Annotated in this window: 22 protein-coding genes; 11 read left to right on the forward strand and 11 right to left on the reverse strand. The window is 60.0% G+C overall.

From position 1 onward, the window contains the following. Nucleotides 1-201: 201 nt before the first annotated feature. Together M5B98_RS19640 and M5B98_RS19645 are read left to right on the forward strand one after the other, a co-directional pair. Nucleotides 202-651 (forward strand): DUF4879 domain-containing protein, encoded by a 450-nt coding sequence (locus M5B98_RS19640; protein WP_248743700.1) that lies wholly within the window; start codon nt 202-204, stop codon nt 649-651. A gap of 66 nt (nt 652-717) precedes the next feature. Continuing rightward, nucleotides 718-1269, forward strand: a complete 552-nt coding sequence (locus M5B98_RS19645) for a DJ-1 family glyoxalase III (protein WP_248743701.1) — start codon at nt 718-720, stop codon at nt 1267-1269. 5 nt (nt 1270-1274) lie between these two features. Here M5B98_RS19645 and M5B98_RS19650 read toward each other — a convergent pair whose 3' ends face one another. The 3 genes from M5B98_RS19650 to M5B98_RS19660 form a co-directional block, all read right to left on the reverse strand. After that, the gene (locus tag M5B98_RS19650) at nt 1275-1562 is read right to left on the reverse strand and encodes a HigA family addiction module antitoxin (RefSeq protein ID WP_102621118.1); all 288 of its coding nucleotides are present in this window, start codon (nt 1560-1562) and stop codon (nt 1275-1277) included. A 14-nt stretch (nt 1563-1576) separates the two neighbouring features. Further along, complete coding sequence (locus tag M5B98_RS19655) at nt 1577-1855, reverse strand: type II toxin-antitoxin system RelE/ParE family toxin (RefSeq protein WP_085697557.1); 279 nt, start codon at nt 1853-1855, stop codon at nt 1577-1579. Between the two features lie 107 nt (nt 1856-1962). Further along, complete coding sequence (locus M5B98_RS19660) at nt 1963-3201, reverse strand: MFS transporter (protein WP_248743702.1); 1239 nt, start codon at nt 3199-3201, stop codon at nt 1963-1965. A 400-nt stretch (nt 3202-3601) separates the two neighbouring features. Here M5B98_RS19660 and M5B98_RS19665 point away from each other — a divergent pair, with 400 nt between their 5' ends. The 3 genes from M5B98_RS19665 to M5B98_RS19675 are packed head-to-tail and all read left to right on the forward strand — an operon-like array spanning nt 3602 to nt 6274. Beyond that, nucleotides 3602-5038: a cytochrome ubiquinol oxidase subunit I gene (locus M5B98_RS19665; protein ID WP_085712222.1), complete on the forward strand. Its 1437-nt coding sequence runs from the start codon at nt 3602-3604 to the stop codon at nt 5036-5038. A 3-nt stretch (nt 5039-5041) separates the two neighbouring features. Then, nucleotides 5042-6049, forward strand: a complete 1008-nt coding sequence (gene cydB / locus M5B98_RS19670) for a cytochrome d ubiquinol oxidase subunit II (protein WP_085712221.1) — start codon at nt 5042-5044, stop codon at nt 6047-6049. Nucleotides 6050-6106: 57 nt separating this feature from the next. Beyond that, nucleotides 6107-6274, forward strand: coding sequence for a DUF2474 domain-containing protein (locus M5B98_RS19675; RefSeq protein WP_134828172.1), 168 nt, complete (start codon nt 6107-6109; stop codon nt 6272-6274). A gap of 69 nt (nt 6275-6343) precedes the next feature. On the opposite strand, the gene M5B98_RS19680 is transcribed toward M5B98_RS19675, so the two are convergent. Next, nucleotides 6344-7468 carry a methyltransferase gene (locus M5B98_RS19680; protein WP_248743703.1) on the reverse strand — a complete coding sequence of 375 codons (1125 nt, stop codon included), beginning with the start codon at nt 7466-7468 and terminating at the stop codon, nt 6344-6346. Nucleotides 7469-7633: 165 nt separating this feature from the next. Further along, nucleotides 7634-8347: an autoinducer binding domain-containing protein gene (locus tag M5B98_RS19685; RefSeq protein ID WP_248743704.1), complete on the reverse strand. Its 714-nt coding sequence runs from the start codon at nt 8345-8347 to the stop codon at nt 7634-7636. A gap of 321 nt (nt 8348-8668) precedes the next feature. Here M5B98_RS19685 and M5B98_RS19690 point away from each other — a divergent pair, with 321 nt between their 5' ends. Then, on the forward strand, nt 8669-9445 hold the full coding sequence (locus M5B98_RS19690; protein WP_248743705.1) for a ferredoxin--NADP reductase: 777 nt from the start codon (nt 8669-8671) through the stop codon (nt 9443-9445). Between the two features lie 32 nt (nt 9446-9477). Here the strand turns inward: M5B98_RS19690 and mscL are convergent, their stop codons facing one another. Beyond that, nucleotides 9478-9891, reverse strand: a complete 414-nt coding sequence (mscL, locus tag M5B98_RS19695) for a large-conductance mechanosensitive channel protein MscL (RefSeq protein WP_085712217.1) — start codon at nt 9889-9891, stop codon at nt 9478-9480. 284 nt (nt 9892-10175) lie between these two features. On the opposite strand from mscL, the gene katB reads away from it, so the two are divergent. Next, nucleotides 10176-11717: a catalase KatB gene (gene katB, locus M5B98_RS19700; RefSeq protein WP_248743706.1), complete on the forward strand. Its 1542-nt coding sequence runs from the start codon at nt 10176-10178 to the stop codon at nt 11715-11717. 142 nt (nt 11718-11859) lie between these two features. After that, nucleotides 11860-13227, forward strand: a complete 1368-nt coding sequence (radA, locus tag M5B98_RS19705; protein ID WP_114885656.1) for a DNA repair protein RadA — start codon at nt 11860-11862, stop codon at nt 13225-13227. Here radA and M5B98_RS19710 read toward each other — a convergent pair whose 3' ends face one another. After that, the gene (locus M5B98_RS19710; RefSeq protein ID WP_248743707.1) at nt 13228-13596 is read right to left on the reverse strand and encodes a PilZ domain-containing protein; all 369 of its coding nucleotides are present in this window, start codon (nt 13594-13596) and stop codon (nt 13228-13230) included. Between the two features lie 158 nt (nt 13597-13754). Here M5B98_RS19710 and M5B98_RS19715 point away from each other — a divergent pair, with 158 nt between their 5' ends. The 3 genes from M5B98_RS19715 (at nt 13755) to yjiA (ending at nt 17095) form a co-directional block, all read left to right on the forward strand. Continuing rightward, complete coding sequence (locus tag M5B98_RS19715; protein WP_248743708.1) at nt 13755-15821, forward strand: carbon starvation CstA family protein; 2067 nt, start codon at nt 13755-13757, stop codon at nt 15819-15821. Between the two features lie 15 nt (nt 15822-15836). Next, a complete protein-coding gene (locus M5B98_RS19720) occupies nt 15837-16034 on the forward strand; it encodes a YbdD/YjiX family protein (RefSeq protein ID WP_003228401.1) in 198 nt (65 codons plus the stop codon). Between the two features lie 89 nt (nt 16035-16123). Continuing rightward, the gene (gene yjiA / locus M5B98_RS19725; RefSeq protein WP_248743709.1) at nt 16124-17095 is read left to right on the forward strand and encodes a GTPase; all 972 of its coding nucleotides are present in this window, start codon (nt 16124-16126) and stop codon (nt 17093-17095) included. A 13-nt stretch (nt 17096-17108) separates the two neighbouring features. Here yjiA and M5B98_RS19730 read toward each other — a convergent pair whose 3' ends face one another. From M5B98_RS19730 to glyA, 4 genes are all read right to left on the reverse strand, one after another. Then, on the reverse strand, nt 17109-17804 hold the full coding sequence (locus M5B98_RS19730) for a GntR family transcriptional regulator (RefSeq protein WP_248743710.1): 696 nt from the start codon (nt 17802-17804) through the stop codon (nt 17109-17111). A gap of 24 nt (nt 17805-17828) precedes the next feature. After that, nucleotides 17829-18533 carry a FadR/GntR family transcriptional regulator gene (locus M5B98_RS19735; RefSeq protein ID WP_114885649.1) on the reverse strand — a complete coding sequence of 235 codons (705 nt, stop codon included), beginning with the start codon at nt 18531-18533 and terminating at the stop codon, nt 17829-17831. 49 nt (nt 18534-18582) lie between these two features. Further along, entirely contained in the window at nt 18583-19896 is a 1314-nt protein-coding gene (locus M5B98_RS19740) for a C4-dicarboxylate transporter DctA (RefSeq protein WP_236188798.1), read from the reverse strand. A 276-nt stretch (nt 19897-20172) separates the two neighbouring features. Then, nucleotides 20173-21426, reverse strand: coding sequence for a serine hydroxymethyltransferase (gene glyA, locus M5B98_RS19745; protein ID WP_007950978.1), 1254 nt, complete (start codon nt 21424-21426; stop codon nt 20173-20175). Nucleotides 21427-21609 lie beyond the last annotated feature (183 nt).

Consider the following 21609-nt stretch of genomic DNA (forward strand, 5'->3'; position numbering starts at 1 on the left):
GTGGCGCCGTGAATGTATCGACCTCAACAGCAAAGCACAGACCGTCGCAAGCGCCTGGAAAATTGTGGTGGGCCGGAAAAAGCCGCGCATCATACCAGCAGCGTGAGGAATATGGCGGATGTTGGTATCGATCGTCGGCGAAGTTTTGTGTCTCGGCCAAACCGGCCATACTGCGCGCTGATTTTTGGGGGAATGGATCGCATGAACAAGCATTGGATGAAGGCTGGCGGATTGATCGCACTGTTGCTGGGCGGGGCTCCCGCAGCGCTCGCGGCGTCGGCGGCTCCACTCAGCGAAGTGAAAGTCATCAAGGTGCAGTCGCCGTCCTGCGGGCTCGAAGACATTACCGATGGTCAAGCACAGACCCGTTGCGATCACAGCGGTCCGGGCATCAAGGTCTATGTGCTGGAAATCGGCTACGGCCAAAGCCAGCCGCAGGCAGCGCTGGACGGTTTTGAAGTGAACGGCACGCGAAGCCCGGTGTGTGCCTTTGATAACGGCAATCTGACCGAGTGCACGCCCGGCAGCAAAACCGTCGGTTCTCTCTATACCTTCGATCTGGCCGGTCGGCAGGAGGGCACTTTCACGTTCAGCAACACCTCGATCAACGCTCCACGCAACACGATGTCGACCCAGCTTTACATCAAGTAACGGCTGCCGCGAACAGGGCAGGGCAAAGCTGACTACGCTTTAAAGATCACCCAGCGGATGGCGCCCATGACCTTTAGAGCCCTGATTACCCTCGCCGAGGGCATCGATGATCTGCAAAGCGTGACCCTGATCGACGTGCTGCGCCGGGCCGGTATCGAAGTGATGGCGGCCAGCATCGAGGGACGGCGCATGCTGACCTGCGCCCGAGGCACACGACTGACCGCCGACGGCATGCTCATTGATGTGCTGGCCCAGACCTTTGACCTGATCGTTTTGCCCGGCGGCGCTGTCGGCGCGCAGCACCTTGCCGCGCACCAGCCTTTGCAACAACTGCTCAAGGACCAGGCCAGCGCCGGACGCCTGTTCGCCGCCATTGCCGAATCCCCGGCGGTCGCCCTGCAAAGCTTCGGTGTATTACGCCAACGCCGCATGACCTGCCTGCCCACAACCAGCCATCAATTGTCCGGTTGCACGTTCGTCGATCAACCGGTGGTGGTCGACGGCAATTGCATTACCGCCCAGGGTTCCGGCGCCGCGCTGGCATTTGCCCTGACGCTGGTCGAGCAACTGGCGGGCAAGGCCGCCAGATCGAAGGTAGCGGGAGAGTTGCTGGCCTGAGAGGGTCAGGCGTGAGCGGCGATTCGCTGAATGGCTGGCTGCTCACGGTGCTCGGCTTGCCAAAGGTCGTAATCGGTTTGAACGCCTAGCCACATGCGAGCCTTGCCAATCCCCGCGCGTTCCAGTCGTACGGCCAGATCCGGGCTGATCGGCGCATGCCCGTGCAATACACGAGAAAGGTGAGGGCGGGCGAATCCAAGATGCCGAGCCAATTCGGTAACGCTGATGCCAAGTTCCGGCAATACATCCATCAGCAGCGTTTCACCGGGGTGTGGCGGGTTGTGCATGGGCATGAGCCTGCCTCCTGTCAGTGGTAATCCAGATAATCAACCAGTTCGATATCCGACCCTGCAAATCGAAAGATAACCCGCCAGTTCCCGGACACACTGAGTGACCAGTATTCGCAAAGCTCCCCTTTCAGTGGATGCAGACGCCAACCGGGAAGATCCAGATCCCCCGGAACGGCGGCCCGATCCATGAACTGCAGCATGCGCGACAGTCGTTTAGCGTGATCGGCACGAATCCCGCGAGTCGAACCGGTTTCATAGAAGCCGCGAAGGCCTTTGTGCTGAAAGGATTTGATCATGGGGCGAGTGTAAGGCGATACATTACACTCAATGCGGTAACTATGTACCGCATCTTTTCGAGCTGATTGTGCTTGGCGGGTTTATTCCGCAGGTGGCAGCGGTGCAGCTAAGCCTTCACCTCTTCCACCGGCACATGCATCCGGTCGCGGTTGGCCAGGGTCGGGAACAGTTTGATCCAGGTCCCGGTCACCACCAGCGTCCCGATGCCGCCCATCACCACCGCCGGCACGGTGCCGAACCAGTGGGCGGTGAGGCCGGATTCGAATTCGCCCAACTGGTTCGAGGCGCCGATGAACAGGCCGTTCACCGCGCTGACCCGGCCGCGCATTTCGTCCGGGGTTTCCAGTTGCACGAACGAGGCGCGGATCACCATGCTGATCATGTCCGCCGCGCCGAGCACCACCAGCACCGCCAGCGAGAACCAGAACGAGGTCGACAGACCGAAGGCGATGGTGGCCACACCGAATACGCCGACAGCGGTGAACATCACCCGGCCGACGTTTCGCTCGACGGCAAACCGCGCCAGGAACAGCGACATCATCAACGCCCCCACCGCCGGCGCCGAACGCAGCAAACCCAGCCCCCACGGCCCGGTCAGCAGGATGTCCTTGGCGAACACCGGCAACAACGCCGTGGCGCCGCCAAGCAGTACGGCGAACAGATCCAGCGAGATCGCCCCGAGAATGTCCGGGCGACTGCGAATGAAACGAATCCCCGCCAACAACGAATCCAGCGTCGCCTTGCCCTTGTTCAACGGGGTCTGTCGCGCGGGCAGGTTGAGCATCAACGTGCAGGCAATCACGTACAGAACGACGGTCGGGCCATACACCCAGACGCTGCCGAAGGCATAAAGCAGACCGCCAAGGGCCGGGGCGACGATGGTTGCCGATTGCTGCGCCGACTGCGCCGCAGCGACCGCCCGAGGGAACAGCGCACTGGGTACGATGCTCGGTAGCAGCGCCTGGGTGGTCGGCATTTCGAAGGAACGCGCGGAGCCGAGCAGGAACGCCAGGATAAAGATCATTTCCCGGTTGACATGGTCAGTAGCGCTGCCGATGGCCAGTGCCAGGGCGATCAACGCCTGTAACGACTGACAGATGGCCGCGACCTTGCGCCGGTCGTAACGATCGGCAACGTGGCCGGTGTGCAACATGAACAGCACCCGTGGGGCGAATTCCACCAAACCGACCAGGCCAAGGTCGAGCACGTTGCCGGTCAGTTGATAGAGGTTCCAGCCGATGGCCACGGTGAGCATCTGGAAACCGCTGGCGGTGAAGATCCGGGCAAACCAGAACGCAAGAAAGGGACGGTGGTGGCGTAACAGCAAGGGCTCTTGGCTGGGCATCTGCGGGCCGGTCTTGATCGAGGGGAACCGCGAGATTATCACCAGTCTGTAACAGGAAGTTGCCATGACAAAAAATTTAGTTAGCCAGACATCGATTTTTCCGCCCCCGGACACCGAACCCGGCCAGGGATGTATTTCAGGGCGTTGCCAGATCTGTGAGGCAACTTGTCACGCGGCAAAAGACCACGCGGTTCCCCGTCGGAAATGGGACTACTCTTTCTACGTTGATTGATCCAGATCAAGACCCTTCGCGGAACCGATCCCGGACCCGTCGGCAGACTCCCTGCGTCGCGATGCCTGTAAAAAGAAGAACGAATCCGAGTTCGCCGCACTCCATACCCGTGGGGGCAGTGGTTCAAGGCCGCCAGCCTTGGAACCGTTATCTGATAGAGGAAAGCTTATGTTCGGTTTAGAGGCACTAGATCTCGCCCGAATCCAGTTCGCGTTCACCATCTCGTTCCACATCCTGTTCCCGGCAATCACCATCGGTCTTGCGAGCTATCTCGCGGTGCTGGAAGGCCTGTGGCTGAAAACCGGCAATGACACCTATCGCGATCTCTACCATTTCTGGTCGAAGATCTTTGCCGTCAACTTCGGCATGGGCGTGGTCTCGGGGCTGGTCATGGCCTACCAGTTCGGCACCAACTGGAGCCGCTTCTCGGACTTCGCCGGTTCCGTCACCGGACCGTTGCTGACCTACGAGGTACTCACGGCGTTCTTCCTCGAAGCCGGTTTCCTTGGCGTGATGCTGTTCGGCTGGAACAAGGTCGGACGCAAACTGCACTTCTTCGCCACCGTGATGGTTGCCATCGGCACGCTGATTTCGACGTTCTGGATTCTTGCCTCCAACAGCTGGATGCAAACGCCGCAGGGCTTCGAGATCGTCAACGGTCAGGTGATCCCGACCGACTGGCTGGCAATCGTGTTCAACCCTTCGTTCCCCTATCGCCTGATGCACATGGCGACTGCCGCGTTCGTCGCGACGGCGTTCTTCGTCGGCTCGTCGGCGGCCTGGCATCTGTTGCGCGGCAAGGACAACCCGGCGATCCGTACCATGCTGTCGATGGCGATGTGGATGGCGTTGATCGTTGCGCCGATCCAGGCGGTCATCGGCGACTTCCACGGCCTCAACACCCTCAAGCATCAACCGGCGAAAATCGCCGCGATCGAAGGTCACTGGGAAAACGTCGGCAACGAAGCGACGCCGCTGATCCTGTTCGGCTGGCCGGACATGAAAGAAGAGAAAACCAAGTACGCGGTCGAGATCCCGTACCTCGGCAGCCTGATCCTGACCCACTCGCTGGACAAGCAAGTCCCGGCGCTCAAGGAGTTTCCACCGGAAGACCGGCCGAATTCGACCATCGTATTCTGGTCGTTCCGGATCATGGTCGGCCTCGGTTTCCTGATGATCTTCACCGGCCTCTGGAGCCTGTGGCTGCGCAAGCGCGACACGCTCTACACGTCGCGGCCGTTCCTGTACCTGGCGTTGTGGATGGGGCCGTCCGGTCTGATCGCGATCCTGGCGGGCTGGTTCACCACTGAAATCGGTCGTCAGCCGTGGGTGGTCTACGGCTTGATGCGCACGGCGGATGCGTCCTCCAATCACAGCTTCATGCAGATGAGCATCACGCTGATCATGTTCGTGGTGGTGTATTTCGCGCTGTTCGGTGCGGGTCTGGGCTACATGATGCGCCTGGTGCGCAAAGGGCCGAAGACCGACGAAGGCAAGGAAACCAACGACGGTGGTCCTGGCCAGAAACGCACGCCGGCCCGTCCGTTGTCCGCTGCCGACGACGATGGCGCCGAACACGACCGCAGCCTGACCAAGGAGATTTGAATCATGGGTATTGATCTTCCGCTGATCTGGGCCGTGATCATCATCTTCGGGATCATGATGTACGTGGTCATGGACGGCTTCGACCTGGGGATCGGGATTCTCTTCCCGTTCATCCCCGGCAAGACCGACCGCGACGTGATGATGAACACCGTCGCCCCGGTATGGGACGGCAATGAAACCTGGCTGGTACTGGGCGGTGCGGCGTTGTTCGGTGCGTTCCCGCTGGCCTATTCGGTGGTGTTGTCGGCGCTGTACTTGCCGCTGATCTTCATGCTGATCGGGCTGATTTTCCGTGGCGTGGCGTTCGAGTTCCGCTTCAAGGCCAAGGACGCCAAGCGTCACCTGTGGGACAAGGCCTTCATCGGTGGTTCGGTGGCGGCGACGTTCTTCCAGGGCGTGGCGCTTGGCGCGTTCATCGACGGCTTGCCCGTGGTCAACCGGCAATACGCCGGCGGCTCACTGGACTGGCTGACGCCGTTCACGCTGTTCTGCGGCGCCGCGCTGGTGGTGGCGTATGCCTTGCTCGGCTGCACCTGGCTGATCATGAAGACCGAAGGCAAGCTGCAGGAGCAGATGCATGACCTGGCGCGTCCGCTGGCCTTCGTGCTGCTGGCAGTGATCGGCATCGTCAGCCTGTGGACGCCGCTGGCCCACCCGGAAATCGCGACGCGCTGGTTCAGCATGCCGAACCTGTTCTGGTTCATGCCGGTGCCGATCCTGGTGCTGGTGACGATGTACGGACTGATTCGCGCCGTGGCACGCAATGCCAACTACATGCCGTTCCTGCTGACGCTGGTGCTGATCTTCCTCGGCTACAGCGGTCTGGGCATCAGCCTGTGGCCGAACATCGTGCCGCCGTCGATCTCGATCTGGGATGCCGCCGCACCGCCGCAGAGTCAGGGCTTCATGCTGGTCGGTACGCTGTTCATCATCCCGTTCATCCTGGGTTACACCTTCTGGAGCTACTACGTGTTCCGCGGCAAGGTCACCCACGAGGACGGTTATCACTAGTCGTGACCACGATGGCGCCAGCTGCGGCGCCATCTCCCTGAACCGGAGGATGCAAGCATGAGCGGCAAACATTCCCTGCACGACATTGAAGAAGCCGAAAAAAAGCCGCTGTGGCAGCGGCTCGGCTGGTTGGCCATGATCTGGGTCGGCAGCGTCGGTGCACTATTCATCGTCGCCAGCCTGATGCGCATGTTCATGAACGCCGCAGGCCTGACCACGCACTGAAATTTCCCATCCCGTCGCCTTGCGGCACGGATTTTTGACCCTCCGGCTGGAGGGTTTTTTTTGCCCCGATTATTTGCGCGCCTTGAGAATCACGAACTTCGGCGTGGCCGCGACCTGCTCGACTCCGCGGAACAGCCGCGCCAGTTTGCTGTGATAACCCAGGTGACGGTTGCCGACGATGTACAGCGCACCGCCAACGACCAGCGCTTCGCGGGCCTGCTGGAACATGCGCCAGGCGAGGAAGTCGCCGACCACCTGTTGCTGGTGGAACGGTGGGTTGCACAGCACCACGTCGAGCGATTGCGCTTCCTGCCCCGCCAGACCGTCGCCGGCGCGCACGATCACATCCCGTTCTCCCAACGCCGCACGCCAATTTTCGGCGGCGGATTGCACGGCCATGAACGATTCGTCCACCAACGTGTAATGCGCATCGGGGTTTTGCAGGGCGCTGGCGATTGCCAGTACACCGTTGCCGCAGCCTAGATCCGCGACCCGCGCTGAGCCGAGGTTTTTCGGCAAGTGCGGGAGAAAGGCGCGAGTCCCGATATCCAGACCTTCGCGACAAAACACGTTGGCGTGATTGAGCAGTTCAATGGCCGGCTCGTCGAGGCGATAACGGGTCGGATAAGGCGAGGCGGCCGGAGCCTTTACCTCGGGCGTGGCGATCAGCAAGCGTGCCTTCTTCACCGCCAGCGAAGCCTGAACCGGACCGATGTAGCGCTCAAGCAGATCACCGGCAGCACGGGGCAAGTGCTTGACCATTGCTGCGGCTACCACTTGCGCGCCGGGCGCCAACTGACCTTGCAGGCGAATCAGTTGTTCTTCCAGCAGCGCGAGGGTTTTCGGTACACGGATCAGCACGCGGTCGAATGGCCCGATCAATGGCTCACTGGCGGGAATGCCATGCAGGGCATCGAAAGCCTGTCCATTGCGCAACAGGTTTTTTTCCAGCCCCTGAAACGCCAGGAAAGAGTCGCCGCTGGTGCTGACCTGCACTTTGCCCAAGAGGCTGATGGCCAGCGCGCCGAAGCTGTCGTTGAGCACCAGAGCCCGTGTCTCGACCGGCAGATTCTGTTCAGCCAGATGATTGAGCAGGTATTCGTCGGCCGCATCGAAGGCTTGCAGCGGTTCGTTCTGCTGTTCGGGCTGGCGGATCAGATCAAGCTGGGCGAAGGGCGTATCGAGCAAAGGCATGGGGCGGGGACTCTGGGTAATCGACGGGTGTCCCGCGGCCCAGGGTATCGTGCGGCGGAACCGTCCGAGTGGACAGCGGCGCGAAGATACGCGTCATCACTCAGGAAGGTCGCAAATGGTACTTTTTTTTCGGCTGCTTTACTTGCTTGTTTTCGGGGCTGTCGACTAGATGATGCCTGCCTTCGCGGCGGCGATGACTGCAGAGATCTTGTTACAGACGTTCATTTTCACGATCACATTTTGCACGTGATAGTTCACGGTGCGCTCACTCAGGCTCAGGATCCTCGCGGTTTCATAGGCGGTCTTGCCGGAAGCGCAGAGCTTGAGCACTTCCACCTCCCGCGTAGACAGCCGAGGCGGCCGGGCCTTCTCCGGTCGTGAAGGCAGCGTACGGGCGAACAATTCGCTCAGATGGCTTGTGACATAGAACATATAGCCAAAATGTTCGTACAGCTCGATCGACGTGATCGGACAGTGAGGCCGGGCCAGGCTGAGAATGCTGCACAGACCGCTTTCTTCGTGATGAAAGGATTGCGACCAACCGTGTTCCAGTCCCTGTTCTTTTAACGACTCCCACAACTTTGGTGTTTTTGAGAATAGTTCTTTGTTCCATGTAATGGGCAGCATTGAACGATTGCAGTGTGCTACTACCGGATCAAACTCCCAGTGATTTTCCTCTTCATATTGTTTATTCCAGGCGAGCGGGTAGTTATTGATACGCAAGGGCTTTGGCAGTGTGTTTCGATCAGGCGAGCTGACTGAAACTCCACAAAACTGGAAGCCTATGTTATTGGCAAATGTCAGCAGAATCGGGTAAGCAGTGTCGACTCTCGTGGCGAAAGTCAGCTGCTTTATCTGCGACTCCTTCCAAATTTCCATTCGAAGTTTCTCCGAGACTTTTTCGCAGGGGTGCGATCTTGGATCCAGGAGTCGTGCACGGAAAGGAGTGTAGGATGTTTCCTACACAAGTGTTTGGAATTTTTTGCTCTTAGATAGGAGGAAATTAGTCGTTTGTGATTAGCCGCATATGTCTATTAGATTGACTCCGTCATTTGATATTGGGGGAAGTGTCAATTAGCTAGTACCTATTTGCACAACTTTCTCATCAGGACATGAAATATGATTTAATCCACTACAAACCGTAGGTTTTTTATTGAGCGCCTGTGCGTGACACTATGGCTATAGCCGAGGGAGTTATCGATGACCGCCAGCGCAGAAAAATTCAGTCGCCAGACCTTGCTTGATGTACAGCCGCTGACACCGAGCCTGTTCACATTGCGTACGACCCGAGACGCAGGTTTCCGTTTTCGCGCCGGACAGTTTGCCAGGTTGGGAGTGACCAAGGATGACGGCACTACGGTATGGCGGGCCTATTCCATGGTGTCTTCGCCGTTCGATGAGTTCCTCGAGTTCTTTTCCATCGTGGTGCCCGGCGGGGAGTTCACCAGTGAGCTGAGCCGGCTCAAGGCGGGCGATACATTACTTGTGGACCGCCAGGCTTTCGGCTATCTGACGCTGGATCGTTTCGTTGATGGCCGGGATCTCTGGCTGTTATCCACAGGCACCGGGGTGGCGCCGTTTCTGTCGATCCTGCAGGACTTTGAAGTGTGGGAAAAATTCGAGCGGATCATTCTTGTCTACAGCGTGCGGGAGGCGCGGGAACTGGCCTATCAACAGCTGATCGCCGAACTCATGCAGCGTGACTACCTGGCCGAGTACGCTCACAAGTTTCAGTTCATCCCCGTGGTGACGCGCGAGCCGCATGCCGGTGCCCTGAACGGGCGCATTACTACCCTCATCGAAAGCGGCGAGCTGGAGCAGGCGGCAGGTGTGGCGCTGGATCCAGCCCATTCGCGGGTCATGCTCTGCGGCAATCCACAGATGATCGATGACACCCGGGCGCTGCTCAAAGAGCGGGGCATGAGCCTCAGCCTGACGCGGCGGCCAGGGCAGGTGGCGGTGGAAAACTACTGGTAAGGAAACGGCGCCCTCAGGCGCCGTTTCAGTCTTCAAGGCCGGTTGTTCTGGGCCTTGAGCAGATCGCGGATCTCACCCAGCAGTTCTTCTTCCTTGGTTGGCACCGGCGGCAAGGTCGGAGCGACGGCTTCTTCGCGCTTCAGGCGGTTGATGGCTTTGACACCCATGAAAATCGCGAAGGCAACGATGATGAAGTCCAGAATGCTCTGGATGAACTTGCCGTAAGCCATGACAACCGCAGGGGCGCTGCCCTCGGCGGCTTTCAGGGTTATTGCCAGGTCACTGAAGTCCACCCCGCCGATCAGCAGGCCGATTGGCGGCATGATCACATCACCGACAAACGACGAAACGATTTTGCCGAAGGCCGCACCGATGATGATACCGACGGCCATGTCGACCACATTGCCTTTGACCGCGAAGGCCTTGAACTCGCTGAGCACGCCCATAGTTATTTCCTTGTTACAGATGAGTTTGGTGTACGCAGTGTAAATCAGCAAAACGCGTCCTGCGCGAAACACCTTCTTACAATGCTCGCTTTTATCGACACATCAATTCGCGATTAGTTTGCAAAGTGCCACTAATCGCGCGCGAATTACTCCGTAAGGCTCTGATCGAGAAGCTATTTTTCTCAATCGCAGGCGTGTGGATTTTCTATTTATGTTCGCCGTCATGACTCTCTAGCCTCTGGTTGGCGCACCTGGATGCGCCTCAAACAACAGAGGAACCTGAAATGAATTCCATGCTTGCCTCAGGGGGATTTTCCCTCCGCCGTACCGTCGGCGTATTGGCCGCCAGCCTGCTGACCTTTTCCGTAAACGCCGCGCCCCTGACCCGGGATAACGGTGCAGCGGTGGGCGATAACCAGAACTCGCAAACCGCCGGTGCCAACGGCCCGGTGCTGTTGCAGGATGTGCAACTGATCCAGAAGTTGCAGCGCTTCGACCGCGAGCGTATTCCCGAGCGTGTGGTGCATGCCCGGGGCACCGGTGCTCATGGCACGTTCACGGCGACCAACGACTTGAGCGACCTGAGCAAGGCCAAGGTGTTTACCGCCGGCCAGGTCACACCGGTGTTCGTGCGTTTCTCGGCCGTGGTGCACGGCAACCACTCTCCGGAAACGTTGCGTGACCCACGGGGCTTCGCGACCAAGTTCTACACCGCTGACGGTAACTGGGATCTGGTCGGTAACAACTTCCCGACATTCTTCATCCGCGACGCCATCAAGTTCCCGGACATGGTGCATGCCTTCAAACCAGACCCGCGTACCAATCTGGATGATGATTCCCGCCGCTTCGACTTCTTCTCCCATGTACCTGAAGCCACTCGTACATTGACCGAGTTGTATTCCAACTCAGGGACACCGGCCAGTTATCGTGAAATGGACGGCAACAGTGTGCATGCCTACAAGTTGATCAACGACAAGGGGGAAGTGCATTACGTCAAGTTCCACTGGAAAAGTTTGCAGGGGATCAAGAATCTCGATCCTGAACAAGTCGTGAAAGTTCAGGGGCGCGACTACAGTCATATGACAAATGATCTGGTGGCGAATATCGAAAAAGGTAACTTTCCGAAGTGGGACTTGTACATTCAGGTTCTGAAACCGCAAGACTTGTCCAAGTTTGATTTCGATCCTCTTGATGCAACCAAGATCTGGCCCGGTATTCCAGAGCGAAAAGTTGGACAAATGGTCTTGAACCGTAATCCTTCGAACGTCTTCCAGGAAACTGAACAAGTGGCCATGGCACCCTCGAATGTTGTTCCGGGAATCGAGCCATCTGAAGACCGTCTGCTGCAAGGCCGGATATTTGCCTATGCCGACACCCAGATGTATCGCCTTGGCGCCAATGCCCTGCAATTGCCGATCAATGCTGCGAAAGTGGCGGTCAACAATGGCAATCAGGATGGCGCGATGAATACCGGCGCAAGCCATTCGGGTGTCAACTACCAGCCAAGCCGCCTGCAACCGCGTGAAGAAACGCAAAGCGCACGATATAGCCAGACCGCTCTGCAGGGCAGCACGCAACAGGCGAAGATCCAGCGCGAACAGAACTTCAAGCAGGCCGGTGATCTGTATCGCTCGTTCAGCAAGAAGGAACGCCAGGATCTGATCGAGAGCTTCGGTGGGTCGCTGGCAAGCACCGATGACGAGAGCAAGCACATCATGCTGTCCTTCCTCTACAAGGCCGATCCGGAGTACGGCGCCGGTGTGACCAAAGTGGCCAAGGGCGACCTGGACAGGGTCAAGGCGCTGGCGGCCAAACTGGTCGACTGACACCCGTGCTTTCAGCCCCGGCGCCTGTCGGGGATTGATCGACATCAGCGCCGCGCGTCTGGCCAGCGGGGAAATCCGCACCGGCGCGCCGCGCTGATCGGTGACGGCTGCGTTATCATCGCGGTTTTTGCCGGGGGTTCAGATGGCCAAGGCCAAGCGCATGTACGGTTGCACCGAGTGCGGCGCAACCTTTCCCAAGTGGGCCGGGCAGTGCGGCGAATGCGGCGCCTGGAACACCCTGACCGAAACCATGGTCGAGAGCGGCGGTGCCGCCGCCCCGAGCGGACGCACCGGCTGGGCAGGGCAGCAGGCCCAGATCAAGACCCTGGCCGAAGTCAGCATTGAAGAAATTCCGCGTTTTTCCACAGCCTCCGGCGAACTGGACCGAGTACTTGGCGGTGGTCTGGTGGACGGCTCGGTGGTGCTGATCGGCGGCGATCCCGGCATCGGCAAATCGACGATTCTGCTGCAGACCCTGTGCAACCTCGCCAAGAGCATGCCGGCGCTGTACGTCACCGGCGAGGAATCCCAACAGCAAGTCGCCATGCGCGCACGTCGACTTGGGCTGCCGCAGGATCAACTGCGGGTCATGACCGAAACCTGCATCGAAACCATCATCGCCACCGCCCGCCAGGAAAAACCCAAGGTGATGGTGATCGACTCGATCCAGACGATCTTCACCGAACAACTGCAATCGGCACCGGGCGGCGTGTCCCAGGTGCGCGAGAGTGCTGCGTTGCTGGTGCGCTACGCCAAGCAAAGCGGCACGGCGATTTTCCTGGTCGGCCACGTGACCAAGGAAGGCGCACTGGCCGGCCCGCGCGTTCTGGAACACATGGTCGACACCGTGCTGTATTTCGAAGGCGAGTCCGATGGCCGTTTGCGTCTGCTGCGGGCGGTGAAAAACCGTTTCGGCGCCGTCAACGAGTTGGGCGTGTTCGGCATGACCGACAAGGGCCTGAAAGAAGTCTCCAACCCTTCGGCGATTTTTCTCACCCGCGCTCAGGAAGAAGTCCCGGGCAGCGTGGTGATGGCAACGTGGGAAGGCACCCGGCCGATGCTGGTGGAAGTCCAGGCGCTGGTGGACGACAGTCACCTGGCCAACCCGCGTCGGGTTACGCTGGGCCTGGATCAGAACCGTCTGGCGATGTTGCTGGCGGTGTTGCATCGCCATGGCGGCATTCCGACCCACGATCAGGACGTGTTCCTCAACGTGGTCGGCGGGGTGAAGGTGCTGGAAACCGCGTCCGACCTGGCGCTGATGGCTGCCGTCATGTCGAGTCTGCGCAACCGGCCGTTGCCTCATGATCTGCTGGTGTTCGGCGAAGTCGGCCTGTCCGGGGAAGTGCGCCCGGTGCCGAGCGGTCAGGAGCGTTTGAAGGAAGCCGCCAAGCACGGCTTCAAGCGCGCGATCGTGCCCAAAGGCAACGCGCCGAAGGAAGCGCCGGCAGGGTTGCAGATCATTGCGGTAACGCGTCTGGAGCAGGCGCTGGATTCACTCTTCGAGTAATCAGAGTTCCATCAACGCGCCAAGCTCCCGTTCGAGCTCGGCCTCATCCCCGAGGTTGAGTTCGATCAGGCGGCGCAGGCGCTGGATCGATTCCAGGCTGATGTGCCGGCACTGGAAGCCCAGTTGGCCGTGATTGTCGTGCGCCAGTTGCACATCCATCTGGATGTCGGTGTCGTCGCTCAGGTGAATGTCGACGTTGAAGTCCTGGGTTTCATCCCCCAGCCACGGCTCCGGCCGCTCGATCAGCAGCCCCTTGAGCGACAGGTCGATCAGCTTCACCGGCCAGATGTACTCGCCCTGGCTCAATTCGGTTCTGGCATCGAACGCGATACGTTTGAAGCGGCGACGCTCGGACGGGTGCTCGCTCATGGCGCGATCCTCTTGACGGTACGCTGACTATAGACCCGCCATGTCAAACGCTGCCAGTCGGGCAGGGCGTCAGACCAATGTCGGGTATGGTCTTTGCCGCCAGTAGCGCTAAACTCGGGGTGGCTGTCTTTCTTGTCCACCCTGGCTGGAATAATAAAATGAAAAATAATAATAGCCCGCTGCGCCACTTACCCTGGCTAGTGCTGGCAATCGTAGGAGCGTGCGCCCTGGGCGTAGTGGCATTGCGCCGAGGCGAGGCGATCAACGCCTTGTGGATCGTGGTCGCCGCCGTGGCCATTTATCTGGTTGCGTACCGTTACTACAGCCTGTTCATCGCAAACAATGTGATGCAACTCGATCCACGCCGGGCCACCCCCGCCGTGCTCAACAATGACGGTCTGGACTACGTTCCGACCAACAAACACATTCTCTTCGGACACCACTTTGCGGCCATCGCCGGCGCGGGACCACTGGTCGGCCCGGTACTGGCGGCGCAGATGGGTTACCTGCCCGGCACGCTGTGGCTGATCGCTGGCGTGGTGCTGGCGGGTGCGGTGCAGGACTTCATGGTCCTGTTCATGTCCACCCGTCGCAACGGCCGTTCCCTGGGCGACATGGTGCGTGAAGAAATGGGCCGCATCCCCGGCACCATCGCGCTGTTCGGCTGCTTCCTGATCATGATCATCATCCTCGCGGTGCTGGCGCTGATCGTCGTCAAGGCCCTGGCCGAGAGCCCGTGGGGCATCTTCACCGTGATGGCGACCATCCCGATCGCGATGTTCATGGGCATTTACATGCGCTACATCCGCCCGGGCCGCATCGGCGAGATCTCGGTGATCGGCGTGATTCTGCTGCTCGGTTCGATCTGGCTCGGTGGCCAGATTGCCGCTGACCCGGTTTGGGCCAAGGCCTTCAGCTTCACCGGCGTGCAAATCACCTGGATGCTGATCGGTTACGGCTTCGTTGCCGCTGTGTTGCCGGTCTGGTTGATCCTTGCCCCGCGTGACTATCTGTCCACGTTCCTCAAGATCGGTACCATCATCGCCCTGGCGATCGGCATCCTGGTCACCATGCCCGAGCTGAAAATGCCGGCGCTGACCCAGTTCGTCGACGGCACCGGCCCGGTATGGAAGGGCGGTCTGTTCCCGTTCCTGTTCATCACCATCGCCTGCGGTGCGGTATCGGGCTTCCACGCGCTGATCTCGTCCGGCACCACGCCGAAACTGTTGGATAACGAAACCAACGCCCGCTACATCGGTTACGGCGGCATGCTGATGGAATCGTTCGTGGCCATCATGGCCATGGTTGCTGCCTCGGTGATCGAGCCGGGCGTGTACTTCGCCATGAACAGCCCGGCCGCCGTGGTCGGCGGTGACGTAGTGGCCGTGGCAACTGCGGTCAGCAACTGGGGCTTTGCAATTACCCCGGAAGCCCTGCAAGCCGTGGCCCATGACATCGGCGAAACCACCATCCTGGCCCGTGCCGGTGGTGCACCGACCCTGGCGGTCGGTATCGCGCAGATCCTGCACAGTGTTCTGCCGGGTGAAAATACCATGGCGTTCTGGTACCACTTCGCGATCCTGTTCGAAGCGCTGTTCATCCTGACCGCGGTGGACGCCGGCACCCGTGCCGGGCGCTTCATGCTGCAGGATCTGCTCGGTTCCTTCGTGCCGGCGTTGCAACGTACCGAATCCTGGACCGCCAACCTGATCGCCACCGCCGGTTGTGTGGCGATGTGGGGCTGGTTGCTGTATCAGGGCGTGATCGATCCGCTGGGTGGCATCAACACCTTGTGGCCGCTGTTCGGTATCTCCAACCAGATGCTGGCCGGTATCGCGCTGATGCTCGGCACCGTGGTCCTGATCAAGATGAAGCGCCAGCGCTACATCTGGGTCACCCTGTTGCCAGCGGCCTGGCTGCTGATCTGCACCACGACCGCAGGCTTCATCAAGCTGTTCGACGCCAACCCGGCCGTGGGCTTCCTGTCGCTGGCCAAGAAATACAGCGATGCACTGGCCGCAGGCCAGGTGATCGCACCGGCCAAGAGCGTCGAACAGATGCAGCACGTGATCTTCAACGCTTACACCAACGCAACGCTGACCGCGCTGTTCCTGTTCGTGGTATTCAGCATCCTGTTCTATGCGCTCAAGGTCGGCATCGCCGCCTGGGGCAAAAAAGAGCGTACGGATAAAGAATCGCCATTCCAGGCCCTGCCGGACGCGTAACCAGAGGATTGCACCATGTTCAATGACCTGAGTCGCCTCGGTAAATACCTCGGTCAGGCCGCGCGCCTGATGGTCGGCATGCCCGACTACGACACGTACGTCGAGCATATGCAAACCAAACACCCGGACAAACCGGTGATGAGCTACGAGATGTTCTTTCGCGAACGTCAGGAAGCCCGTTACGGTGGCAAGGGTGGGCCGAAGTGCTGTTGAGCCGCTGATCGCGGTTCACCAGAAGTGAGGTGGGAGCAGGTCTTTCGACCTGCTCCCATTTTTATTTGTGCAATTGAAGGAGATCCAGTTTGTCTTCTCCCATCCCGGTCACGGTGCTCAGTGGTTTCCTCGGCGCCGGCAAGACCACCTTGCTGCGTCATCTGTTGAAAGCCGAGCACGGTCTGAAAATCGCCGTGATCGAAAACGAATTCAGCGACGCCGGCATCGACACCCAACTGCTGGGTGACGAGCCGGTGCAGGTCATGACCCTGGCCAACGGCTGCGTCTGCTGCACCATTCACACCGACCTGACCAAAGCCCTGTACCTGTTGCTCGAACGTCTGGACAGCGGCGAAATCGCCTTTGATCGGCTGGTCATCGAGTGCACCGGCCTGGCCGACCCGGCCCCGGTGGCGCAGACCTTTTTCATCGACGAAGAACTGCGCGAGCGTTACCTGCTCGACGGCATCATCACCTTGGTTGACGCGGCCCATGCCGAACTGCACCTGACCCAGACCATCGCCCAGGCGCAGATCGGTTTTGCCGACCGCTTGCTGGTGAGCAAGACCGATCTGGTGGACGAGGCCGCATTCACCGCGCTCAGCGAGCGCCTGACCCGCATCAACCGTCGTGCGCCGATTCGTGTGGTCGAACACGGCAACATCGATCTGGCCGAATTGCTCGATGTGCGTGGCTTCAACCTGAATGCCGATCTCGGCGGCGGGGTGAGTCTGCGGCCGGTCAGCAAGGCGCCGTCCATCGACCGGATTTCCAGTCTGGTGCTGCGGACCGATCAGCCGCTGGATATCGAGCAGCTCAGCGAGTTCATGAACGGATTGCTGGAAGAGCACGGCAAGCAATTGCTGCGCTACAAGGGCGTGCTGAACATTGCGGGCGAGGATCGGCGGCTGGTGTTTCAGGGCGTGCTGAAACTCTACGGCTTCGACTGGGACACCGAGTGGGCCGAAGGCGAGGCGCGGGAAAGCGTGATCGTGTTTATCGCCGACGATTTGCCGGAAGAGAAGATCCGGGCGGGGTTTGCCAAAGTGGCGGCGAACTGAGTCCGCCGCTGTCTCAGTGCGTGGAGCCGCTCAGAATCGTCTGTTCCAGATGATCCAGATGACGGTTCATCAGCGACACAGCCTCGGCGGCGTCACCACGCTCGATCGCCTCGACGATCCGGGCGTGATCCTGCCAGCCGCAACAGCTGTGCGTGGTTTCAGTGCATCGCGCAATCGCCAGTGAGGTCAGCGGCACCAGCGTGCCGAGAAAATGCGCCAACGGTGCATTCCGCGCCATTTTCGCCAGCTGCAAATGAAACTCCCCGGACAGGCGAATCGCTGCGCCCCGTCGATTTTTATCCACAGCCTGGCGCTCGCGTTCGATCAGCGTTCGCAGGCGTTTCAGATCTTCAGCCTGCGCATGCTGACAAGCCAGTCGCACCAGCGTGTTCTCGGCCAGGCGCCGGGCGTGCAAGGCCTGACGCGTCTGCTCGGCATCCGGCGCGGCAACCCGCGGCCGATGGTTGGCCCGCAGCACGATGATCTGTTCGTGGGACAGTTGGGTCAGCACCCGGCGCACGTCGGCGCGGCTGACACCGAACATCTGCTTCAGACTTTCTTCGGTAAAACGGCTGGCGGCATCGAGGCGCTGTTCGAGGATCGCATCGAACAGTCGCGGATACAGATCCTCCACCGGCGCGTGCAGGCGGGAGAAGGGCAGGGCCGCCGAGGTCTGGCGAGGGTGCGACGGCGTGGCAAGACTGTTCATGGCCGGTCTCCAGTGTGAGGTGTTTCAGGTGTTCAGGTTGTCATCCGGAATATTCAGCTCAATGCCCATGCGCTGGCCTTCACGCAGGATGTGCCGACGCATTTCGGCACTGGCCTGGGCGCTGTTCTTGCTGCGGATCGCGCGCACCACGGCTTCGTTTTCCTCAAGGCGTTCGGCCAGATGCTCCGGCGAATTGCGCAGCACTTCGGCGCTCTGCTTGAGGGCGTTGCTGGTCTGCTGCACCACGCTCTGGAAAATCGGGTTCGAGGTCAGGGTGAACAGTTCTTCGTGGAAGGCGATATAGGCGCTGACCCCGGCCTCGCTGTCGCCCGCTTCGAGGGCTTCGCGCATGTCCATCAGGGTCAGGCGCAACTGCCCGACTTCCTTGCTGCTGATCGACTGCGCCACCAGGCCAACGATGAACGGCTCGAGGGTGTAGCGCAGTTGCAGCACGTCTTCGAGGCTGGCGCCGGCCACGGCGCTGTCGTGGTTTTGGCTGTCACTGGCCTGAGCGTCGAGCACCACCACGCCTTTGCCCGGCATCGAACGCACCAGACCGAGGGTCTCCAGCACGATCACCGCTTCACGCAGGCTCGGGCGGCTGATGCCCAGCTGTTCCGCCAGTTCGCGCTGGCCCGGCAGCATCTCGCCGGAGCGCCACTGGCCACGGGCGAGGGCGGCCCGGAGTTTTTCTACCACTGAGTTGACGACGGTGGATGTAGTAATCACGTATTCGCTCCATGCGCCGTGCCTGCAGGTGCGCAGGCACGGCGGTCATTCAGAATTCTTTGGCCGCCGCTTGAGCGACCGTTTTTCTCGGCTGAAAGTTATAGCCCTGCTCGCCGTTGAGCACCTTGTTCGCCCGCTGCACGTCGATGTCCTTTTCCCAACGGGCAATGGCCACGGTGGCGACGCAGTTGCCGATCAGGTTGGTCAACGCCCGGCCGATGCCCATGAACCAGTCCACCGCCAGCACCAACACCAGACCGACCACCGGAATCGCCGGAATCGCAGTCAGCGTTGCCGCGAGAATTACCAGCGCCGAACCCGGAATGCCGTGGGCGCCTTTCGAGGTAATCAGCGACACCAGCAGAATCGTCAGCAGGTCGGTCATGGCCAGCGGCGTACCGGTGGCGTTGGCGATGAACACGATGGCCAGTGTCAGGTAGATCGAAAAACCATCGAGGTTGAACGAGTAACCGGTGGGAATCACCAGCCCGACGGTCGAACTGCCGATGCCCAGATGTTCCAGTTTGCGCATGATCTGCGGCAGCACGGCGTCGGAGGAAGCGGTACCCATGACGATCAGCAATTCTTCGCGCAGGTACTTGAGCAGCGGCCACATGCGCAGGCCGGAGGCACGCATCACCAGACCCAGAATCACGCTGACGAAAGCGATGCACGTCAGATAAAACAGGCCGACCAGACTGCCAAGGTGTTGCAGCGAATCGAGGCCGTATTTGCTGGTGGTGAAGGCGATGGCGCCGAACACGCCGATCGGTGCCAGACGTACGATCATGCCCATGATGCGGAAGATCACGTGGCTCAGTTCGTTGATCAGCCGCGAGATCCCGGAAGCCGCTTCGCCCACCAGATTCAACGCGCTGCCGAACAGCACCGAAAACAACAGCACCTGGAGGATGTTGTTGTCGGCAAAGGCGCCGAGTACCGAGGTCGGGATCAGGTCCATCAGGAACTGAGTGGTGGTGTGCATGTGCTGGCCGCGTTCGGCGATGTCGCCCATGTCGGCGGCGGACAACTGCTCCAGATGGATGTTGGCACCGCTGCCGATCCCGGTGCTGAAGGCGAACACCAGACCGATCACCAGGGCGATGGTGGTCAGCACTTCGAAGTAGATCACCGACTTGAGGCCGATTCGCCCGACCTTCTTCAGATCGCCGGCGCCGCTGATGCCGCTGACCACCACGCAGAACACGATCAGGCCGATGAGCATCTTGATCAGTTTGATGAAACCGTCGCCGAGCGGTTTGAGCTGGGCCGAGTATTCAGGAAGGGTCAGCCCGCAGACGATGCCGAGCACCAGTCCGAGAACCACTTGGAGGAAGATTGAACGCGAGCACCATCTGAGCATGGGAGGAATCCTGGTCGGTGTCCTGGCTGCCGTGCGCGGGGCGCATCAGATTCAGGACTTAATTATTGTGGTCTTACCGGTATGTCCAGTGCGGGTGCAGTCTAGGCGCTGTTTTTTACGGATCGCAAGTGAAAAATGACGAATTGGCATGACCGGTCTGACCAGTTGGGCGCAATGCCCCGACCTTGAGCCATTCGTGGTTCGAAACTTTTTTACGGGCGAAAAAAAACCGGCCATCACTGGCCGGTTTTTCATGCTGCGGTTTTAGCGTCGCAATTAAGCGCCGTATACCGGCAGTTTCTTGCAGATGGCTTTGACTTTCTCACGAACGGCGTCGATCACCGCTTCGTTGTTCAGGTCAGCCAGGATGTCGCAGATCCAGCCGGCCAGCTCTTTGCACTCTGCTTCCTTGAAGCCGCGAGTGGTCACAGCCGGAGTACCGAAGCGCAGGCCGGAAGTGACGAACGGGGAGCGTGGGTCGTTTGGCACGGAGTTCTTGTTCACGGTGATGAACGCTTTGCCCAGAGCGGCGTCGGCGTCTTTACCGGAGATTTCCTGCTTGATCAGCGACAGCAGGAACAGGTGGTTTTCAGTACCGCCGGACACCACGTCGAAACCGCGCTCGATGAACACGCCGGCCATGGCCTGGGCGTTTTTCACCACTTGTTGCTGGTAAGCCTTGAACTCAGGCTGCAGTGCTTCCTTGAAGCAGATCGCTTTGGCGGCGATCACGTGCTCCAGCGGGCCACCCTGGGCGCCCGGGAATACCGCGGAGTTCAGCTTCTTCTCGATGTCGGCGTTGGCCTTGGCCAGGATCAGGCCACCACGTGGACCGCGCAGGGTCTTGTGAGTGGTGGTGGTCACGACGTCAGCGAACGGAACCGGGTTCGGGTAGACGCCAGCGGCGACCAGACCGGCTACGTGAGCCATGTCGACGAACAGGTAGGCGCCAACCTTGTCGGCGATGGCGCGGAAGCGTGGGAAGTCGAGGATCTGCGAGTAGGCAGAGAAACCGGCCACGATCATTTTCGGCTTGTGTTCAACAGCCAGGCGCTCGACTTCGTCGTAGTCGATCAGGCCGTTGGCGTCGATGCCGTACTGGATGGCGTTGTACAGCTTGCCGGAGGAGGAAACGCTGGCGCCGTGGGTCAGGTGACCGCCGTGAGCCAGGCTCATGCCCAGGATGGTGTCACCGGCCGACAGCAGAGCCAGGTAAACAGCGGCGTTGGCCTGGGAACCGGCGTGCGGCTGAACGTTGGCGTAGTCGGCGCCGAACAGCTCCTTGGCGCGGTCGATGGCCAGTTGCTCGACAACGTCGACGTACTCGCAACCACCGTAGTAGCGCTTGCCCGGGTAGCCTTCGGCGTACTTGTTGGTCAGTACCGAGCCTTGAGCTTCCATCACCGCTGGGCTGGTGTAGTTCTCCGAAGCGATCAGCTCGATGTGTTCTTCCTGGCGCTGGGCTTCTTGCTCCATGGCGGCAAAAAGATCGGCGTCGTACTTGGCAATAGTCAAATCACGGCTGAACATGGCGGTCCTCAAGGATCGGGGGCAGAAAAGGGGGGCATTCTAACCCAACGGGTTTTGGATGGCATATGAAACGACATCATGTCGCAGACAAGTGGCGTTCATGACCAGATATGTGGCGTCCGTGCCGGCCTTTTCCTGGCCAGCCGGTTCGCACAATAGCCGGGTTGGCGGCAGGATTCCGTG

This window comes from Pseudomonas sp. MWU12-3088 (assembly GCF_023242405.1).
GTDB lineage: Bacteria > Pseudomonadota > Gammaproteobacteria > Pseudomonadales > Pseudomonadaceae > Aquipseudomonas > Aquipseudomonas kribbensis.

What these genes read in the sequence shown, in the direction of transcription:
- M5B98_RS19640 (WP_248743700.1), top strand. Translation starts at nt 202, where the DNA reads ATGAACAAGCATTGGATGAAGGCTGGCGGATTGATCGCACTGTTGCTG.
- M5B98_RS19645 (WP_248743701.1), top strand. Translation starts at nt 718, where the DNA reads ATGACCTTTAGAGCCCTGATTACCCTCGCCGAGGGCATCGATGATCTG.
- M5B98_RS19650 (WP_102621118.1), bottom strand. Translation starts at nt 1,562, where the DNA reads ATGCCCATGCACAACCCGCCACACCCCGGTGAAACGCTGCTGATGGAT.
- M5B98_RS19655 (WP_085697557.1), bottom strand. Translation starts at nt 1,855, where the DNA reads ATGATCAAATCCTTTCAGCACAAAGGCCTTCGCGGCTTCTATGAAACC.
- M5B98_RS19660 (WP_248743702.1), bottom strand. Translation starts at nt 3,201, where the DNA reads ATGCCCAGCCAAGAGCCCTTGCTGTTACGCCACCACCGTCCCTTTCTT.
- M5B98_RS19665 (WP_085712222.1), top strand. Translation starts at nt 3,602, where the DNA reads ATGTTCGGTTTAGAGGCACTAGATCTCGCCCGAATCCAGTTCGCGTTC.
- cydB (WP_085712221.1), top strand. Translation starts at nt 5,042, where the DNA reads ATGGGTATTGATCTTCCGCTGATCTGGGCCGTGATCATCATCTTCGGG.
- M5B98_RS19675 (WP_134828172.1), top strand. Translation starts at nt 6,107, where the DNA reads ATGAGCGGCAAACATTCCCTGCACGACATTGAAGAAGCCGAAAAAAAG.
- M5B98_RS19680 (WP_248743703.1), bottom strand. Translation starts at nt 7,468, where the DNA reads ATGCCTTTGCTCGATACGCCCTTCGCCCAGCTTGATCTGATCCGCCAG.
- M5B98_RS19685 (WP_248743704.1), bottom strand. Translation starts at nt 8,347, where the DNA reads ATGGAAATTTGGAAGGAGTCGCAGATAAAGCAGCTGACTTTCGCCACG.
- M5B98_RS19690 (WP_248743705.1), top strand. Translation starts at nt 8,669, where the DNA reads ATGACCGCCAGCGCAGAAAAATTCAGTCGCCAGACCTTGCTTGATGTA.
- mscL (WP_085712217.1), bottom strand. Translation starts at nt 9,891, where the DNA reads ATGGGCGTGCTCAGCGAGTTCAAGGCCTTCGCGGTCAAAGGCAATGTG.
- katB (WP_248743706.1), top strand. Translation starts at nt 10,176, where the DNA reads ATGAATTCCATGCTTGCCTCAGGGGGATTTTCCCTCCGCCGTACCGTC.
- radA (WP_114885656.1), top strand. Translation starts at nt 11,860, where the DNA reads ATGGCCAAGGCCAAGCGCATGTACGGTTGCACCGAGTGCGGCGCAACC.
- M5B98_RS19710 (WP_248743707.1), bottom strand. Translation starts at nt 13,596, where the DNA reads ATGAGCGAGCACCCGTCCGAGCGTCGCCGCTTCAAACGTATCGCGTTC.
- M5B98_RS19715 (WP_248743708.1), top strand. Translation starts at nt 13,755, where the DNA reads ATGAAAAATAATAATAGCCCGCTGCGCCACTTACCCTGGCTAGTGCTG.
- M5B98_RS19720 (WP_003228401.1), top strand. Translation starts at nt 15,837, where the DNA reads ATGTTCAATGACCTGAGTCGCCTCGGTAAATACCTCGGTCAGGCCGCG.
- M5B98_RS19730 (WP_248743710.1), bottom strand. Translation starts at nt 17,804, where the DNA reads ATGAACAGTCTTGCCACGCCGTCGCACCCTCGCCAGACCTCGGCGGCC.
- M5B98_RS19740 (WP_236188798.1), bottom strand. Translation starts at nt 19,896, where the DNA reads ATGCTCAGATGGTGCTCGCGTTCAATCTTCCTCCAAGTGGTTCTCGGA.
- glyA (WP_007950978.1), bottom strand. Translation starts at nt 21,426, where the DNA reads ATGTTCAGCCGTGATTTGACTATTGCCAAGTACGACGCCGATCTTTTT.